The 4,930-nt window shown below is 72.2% G+C and carries 6 protein-coding genes; 5 read left to right on the top strand and 1 reads right to left on the bottom strand.

All coding sequences use genetic code 11. From position 1 onward, the window contains the following. Positions 1–399, bottom strand: a 399-nt coding sequence (locus AC1DXV_RS31310; protein WP_477937375.1) for a DUF1161 domain-containing protein, incomplete at its 3' end; no start/stop codon positions are given. 111 nt (positions 400–510) lie between these two features. Here AC1DXV_RS31310 and AC1DXV_RS31315 point away from each other — a divergent pair. The 5 genes from AC1DXV_RS31315 to AC1DXV_RS31335 form a co-directional block, all read left to right on the top strand. Then, a complete protein-coding gene (locus AC1DXV_RS31315) occupies positions 511–1,248 on the top strand; it encodes a 5'-methylthioadenosine/adenosylhomocysteine nucleosidase (protein ID WP_477871588.1) in 738 nt (245 codons plus the stop codon). Positions 1,249–1,338: 90 nt separating this feature from the next. Further along, positions 1,339–2,361: a putative 2-aminoethylphosphonate ABC transporter substrate-binding protein gene (locus AC1DXV_RS31320; protein ID WP_477871590.1), complete on the top strand. Its 1,023-nt coding sequence runs from the start codon at positions 1,339–1,341 to the stop codon at positions 2,359–2,361. Positions 2,362–2,374: 13 nt separating this feature from the next. Continuing rightward, positions 2,375–2,926 (top strand): phosphonate degradation HD-domain oxygenase, encoded by a 552-nt coding sequence (locus tag AC1DXV_RS31325; protein WP_477937377.1) that lies wholly within the window; start codon positions 2,375–2,377, stop codon positions 2,924–2,926. Continuing rightward, positions 2,923–4,059 (top strand): putative 2-aminoethylphosphonate ABC transporter ATP-binding protein, encoded by a 1,137-nt coding sequence (locus AC1DXV_RS31330; RefSeq protein WP_477937379.1) that lies wholly within the window; start codon positions 2,923–2,925, stop codon positions 4,057–4,059. Before AC1DXV_RS31325 ends, AC1DXV_RS31330 begins: the two co-directional genes overlap by 4 nt. After that, positions 4,056–4,930: ABC transporter permease subunit (locus AC1DXV_RS31335; RefSeq protein WP_477937381.1), on the top strand; the 875-nt coding region annotated here is incomplete at its 3' end. The genes AC1DXV_RS31330 and AC1DXV_RS31335, both read left to right, overlap by 4 nt.

Here is a 4,930-nt window from a genome sequence, read left to right on the forward strand (position 1 = left end):
GGGCCGGGATGCCGCCGCGGCCGGCGCCGACGCACGCCCCGCCACCCGCGGCGCCACGGCCACGGCACTCGCCGCGCTGGCCGGACTGGCCGGGCTTGTCGAGTTCGTCACACCGGGTGCGCTGGCCGCAGTCGCCCCCTGCGGCGTCAACCCGCGGCGGTAGTGCAGGATCTTGAACGCGCCGCCGTCGCAGGTGCCGACCACCTTGGCACCCGGCGGCACCGGCGTCGCGGCCGGTACCGTCTCCAGCGCGCCGCGCACCTCGGGCGGGATGCGCGTGGAGACCGCCTCCTTGAACTGATCGCAGGCCGGCGACTGGGCCGACGCTGCCGCCGACCACCCGAGGGCGGCACCGCACAGCCAGGGCGCGAAGCGGCGATTGAAAGATGAAAACGTCAATGCGTGTGCCTCATGAGTGGTTCAACTGCTCTTCCCAGTGAGCGCAATGGCGACGGAGGTTACGCCATGTCCGGCACGCCGTGTAACAGGCCGGGCAGGCATCATGTGAAGATGTCACGCATCGCGATCGTCAGCGCCATGGCGCAGGAGCTGCACGGCTTGCAGCAGGCGTTGTCCGGCGCGCGCTGCGTGCAGCGTGCCGGGCGCGAGTTCTGGAGCGGCCGGCTCGGCGCGCACGACGCGGTGCTGGTGCTGTCGCGCATCGGCAAGGTGGCCGCCGCCACGACGGTGACGCTGCTGCTGGCCGAGTTCGGCGTCGAGCGCGTGCTGTTCACCGGCGTGGCCGGCGGCCTCGGCCCGGCGCAGGTCGGCGACATCGTGGTGGCCGACACGCTGCTGCAGCACGACATGGATGCCTCGCCGCTGTTCCCGCGCCACGAGGTGCCGCTGTACGGGCTGTCGCGCTTCGCGGCGGATGCGGCGCTGTCGGCCGAGGTGCAGGCGGCGGCCGCATCGGTGCTGGCCCCTCTGCGCGCCCACCTGGATGATTTCGGGGTGCGCGATCCGCAGCTGCGGCGCGGCCTGATCCTCAGCGGCGACCGCTTCGTCAGCAGCGCGGGCGAGAGCCGGCTGCTGCAGGCGAGCCTGCCGGACGCGCTGGCGGTCGAGATGGAGGGCGCCGCCGTCGCGCAGGTGTGCCACGACTTCGGCGTGCCGTTCGCGGTGTTGCGCACGATCTCCGACCGGGCCGACGATGCGGCGCATGTCGACTTCAACCGCTTCATCGCGGAGGTCGCGAGCCGGTACACGCGGGCGATCGTGACGGCGCTGCTCGCACGGCCGGGCTGAAGCACCTGCCGCGCCGCGGTCATCTAGACGTCACGACGACGTCATGTCGCGTTCCTACAGTCGCTCCGGTTGTCCACCCCCGGAGTTCCCATGCACGCTCGCCGCATCGCTTCACCGCTGGCCGCGCTGGCCCTGCTCGCCGCAGGCCTCGCCCATGCCGACACCACGCTGACTGTCTACACCGCGCTCGAGGCCGACCAGATCAAGGCCTACCAGGCGCAGTTCGAGGCCGACAATCCCGGCGTGAAGATCAAGTGGGTGCGCGACTCCACCGGCATCATCACCGCCCGGCTGCTGGCCGAGAAGGCCGCGCCGCAGGCCGACGTGGTGATGGGCGTCGCCGCCAGCTCGCTGCTGGTGCTCGAGAAGGAAGGCATGCTGCAGCCCTACGCGCCGAAGGGCGTCGACAAGCTCAGCAAGGTCTACGTCGACGATGCCAGGGTGCCGAGCTGGGTCGGCATGGACGTGTGGGGCGCGGCGATCTGCTTCAACACCGTCGAGGCCGCCAAGATCGGCCTGAAGAAGCCCGAGACCTGGAAGGACCTGCTGAAACCCGAGTACCGCGGCAAGGTCGTGATGCCCAACCCGGCCTCCAGCGGCACCGGCTACTTCGACGTGACGGCCTGGCTCAAGATGTACGGCGAGAAGGACGGCTGGGCCTACATGGACCGGCTGCACGACAACATCGCGCAGTACACCCACTCCGGCTCCAAGCCCTGCAAGCAGGCAGCGGCCGGCGAGTTCCCGATCGGCATCGCGTTCGAGTACCGCGCCGCGAAGCTGAAGGAGGAAGGCGCGCCGATCGACCTGGTGTTCCCGCAGGACGGCCTGGGCTGGGACGTCGAGGCCACCGCGGTGATGCAGGGCACGAAGAACCTCGAGGCCGCACGCAAGCTCGCCGACTGGTCGGCCTCGAAGGGCGCCAACGAGCTGTACGAGAAGAATTTCGCGATCGTCGCCTACCCCGGCGTCGCGAAGCCGAACCCGCTGATCCCGGCCAACTACGAGCAGCTGCTGATCAAGCAGGACCTGAAATGGTCGGCCGCCAACCGCGAACGCATCCTCGCCGAATGGACGCGCCGCTACGACGGCAAGTCCGAACCGAAGAAGTGACAGGGACCCGCGCGTGCTGACCGCCGCCGCGATCGAGGCGCTGTTCGCCCGCGAAGGCTCGTCGCTCTATGGCGGCGAAGCCATCAGCCAGGCGGAGCATGCGCTGCAGTGCGCCTGGGCGGCCGAGCAGCAGGGCGGCGACGATGCGCTCGTCGTCGCCTGCCTGTTGCACGACCTCGGCCACCTGCTGARCGCGCAGCGCGACGACGCGCTCGCGCGCGGCATCGACGACCTGCACCAGCACCGCGTGCTGCCCTTCCTGCGGCCCTGGCTGCCGGCCGACGTGGTCGAGCCGATCGGGCTGCACGTGGAGGCCAAGCGCTACCTGTGCGCGGTCGAGGCGGGCTATGCGGACGCGTTGTCCGAGGCGTCGCGCCACAGCCTCGCGCTGCAGGGCGGCGCGATGAGCCCGCGCGCGGTCGCGGCGTTCGAGAGCCACCGCCAGGCCGAGCGCGCGATCCGGCTGCGCCGCCATGACGACGCCGCCAAGGTGGTGGGGCTCGAGACACCGCCGATCGCGCATTTCCTGCCGCGCGTCACGGCGCTGCTGGGGCAGCGCGCATGAAGCCGCAGGCCTTCCACGCCGGCGCGCTGCTCGCCGCGGCCGGCCCCGCGGCAGCCCTCGACACCGGTGCCGGCTGGCTGCGCCTCGACGGCATCGCCAAGCGCTTCGGCCGCTTCACCGCGCTCGGCGGGATCGACCTCGCGGTGCGCCGCGGCGAGTTCGTCTGCCTGCTCGGGCCTTCGGGCTGCGGCAAGACGACGCTGCTGCGCATCCTCGCCGGGCTGGAGCCGCAGGATGCCGGCACGCTGTGGCTCGACGGGCGCGACATCGGCCGGCTGCCGCCCGCCGCGCGCCACTACGGCATCGTGTTCCAGTCGTACGCGCTGTTCCCGAACCTCGATGTCGCGGCCAACATCGGCTACGGCCTGCGCACCGATCGCGCCGCCCGCGCGCGCCGCGTGCAGGAGCTGCTCGACCTGGTCGGGCTGGCCGGCGTCGCGGCGCGCTACCCGGCCCAGCTGTCCGGCGGCCAGCAGCAGCGGGTCGCGCTGGCCCGCGCGCTCGCCACCTCGCCCAGCCTGCTGTTGCTCGACGAGCCGCTGTCGGCGCTCGACGCCCAGGTGCGCGAGCACCTGCGCCGCGAACTGCGCAGCCTGCAGCGCAAGCTCGGCGTCACCACCGTGATGGTCACGCACGACCAGGAAGAGGCGCTCGCGCTGGCCGACACGATCGCGGTGATGAACCAGGGCCGCATCGAGCAGGTCGGCACGCCCGAGCAGGTGTACCGGCAACCGGCCAGCCGCTTCGTCGCCGATTTCGTCGGCCGCGCCAACTGGCTGCCGGTGCAGCGCGACGCGCAGGGCGCGTTCCAGCTCGGCGGCGTGCGCATCGCGTGCGCCGACACGATCGCGCCGGGCTTGTCGGYCGCGACGCTGTTCTGCCGGCCCGAGGACGTGCGCGTGCAACCGCACTGGACGCCCGGCGCGAACACGCTGATGGCCAGCGTCGACCGCGTCGACTTCATGGGCGGCCTGCGCCGCGCCACGCTGTCGCTGTGTGCCGCGCGCGAGATCGAGATCCTCGCCGACGTGGGCCCGAACGACGCCGGCTTCAATGCGCTGGTGCCCGGCCAGCGCGTGCCGGTGACGCTGCAGGCCGAGCGGCTGCGGCTGTTCGAGAACGCAACGCCGTGAGCACCCTGGCCTGGAGCGGCCCGCGCCCGCGCCTGCGGCGCAGCGCCGACGAGCATGTGGCGGCCCTGCTGGTGTGGCTGCTGGCCGGCGTGTTCCTGCTGTTCCTGGCCGGGCCGCTGGCGGCCATCCTCGTGAAGGCGGTGCAGGCGCGCGATGGCAGCTTCACCGGCCTCGCGCAGCTGAACGCCCTGCTCGGCGAGGCGCGGCTGCGCAGCGCGTTGTCGAACAGCGTGCTGATCGCGCTCGCCACCACCGCGATCGTGCTGCCGCTCGCACTGGCCTTCGCGTTCGCGCTGACACGCTCCCGGCTGTGGGGCCGGCCGGTGTGGCGGCTGATCGCGCTGTCGCCGCTGCTCGCGCCGTCGCTGATGCCGGCGATCTCGCTGGTCTACCTGTTCGGCAACCAGGGGCTGCTGAAGTCGTGGCTCGGCGGCGCGTCGATCTACGGCCCGATCGGCATCGTGATGGGCGAGGTGTTCTACACCTTCCCGCATGCGCTGCTGGTGCTGGCGACCGCGCTCGCGGTGGCCGACGCGCGGCTGTACGAGGCGGCCGAATCGCTGGGCGCCGGCCGGCTGCGGCGCTTCCTGACGATCACGCTGCCGAACGCGCGCTACGGCCTCGCGTCGGCCGGCATGGTGGTGTTCACGCTGGTGGTCACCGATTTCGGCGTGCCGAAGGTCATCGGCGGCCAGACCCAGGTGCTGGCGCTGGAGGCCTACAAGCAGGTGATCGGGCAGCAGGATTTCGGCAAGGGCGCGGTGATCGGGCTGATCCTGCTGCTGCCGGCGCTGCTGAGCTTCGCCGTCGAGCGGCGGCTCGCGCGCCGCGGCGGCGCGGCGATGGGCGGGCGCTCGGTCGCGTACCGGCC

The organism is Rhizobacter sp. P3_C12 (genome assembly GCF_056402735.1).

Coding starts and splice junctions, on each gene's coding strand:
- AC1DXV_RS31315 (WP_477871588.1), top strand. CDS start 511: ATGTCACGCATCGCGATCGTCAGCGCCATGGCGCAGGAGCTGCACGGC.
- AC1DXV_RS31320 (WP_477871590.1), top strand. CDS start 1,339: ATGCACGCTCGCCGCATCGCTTCACCGCTGGCCGCGCTGGCCCTGCTC.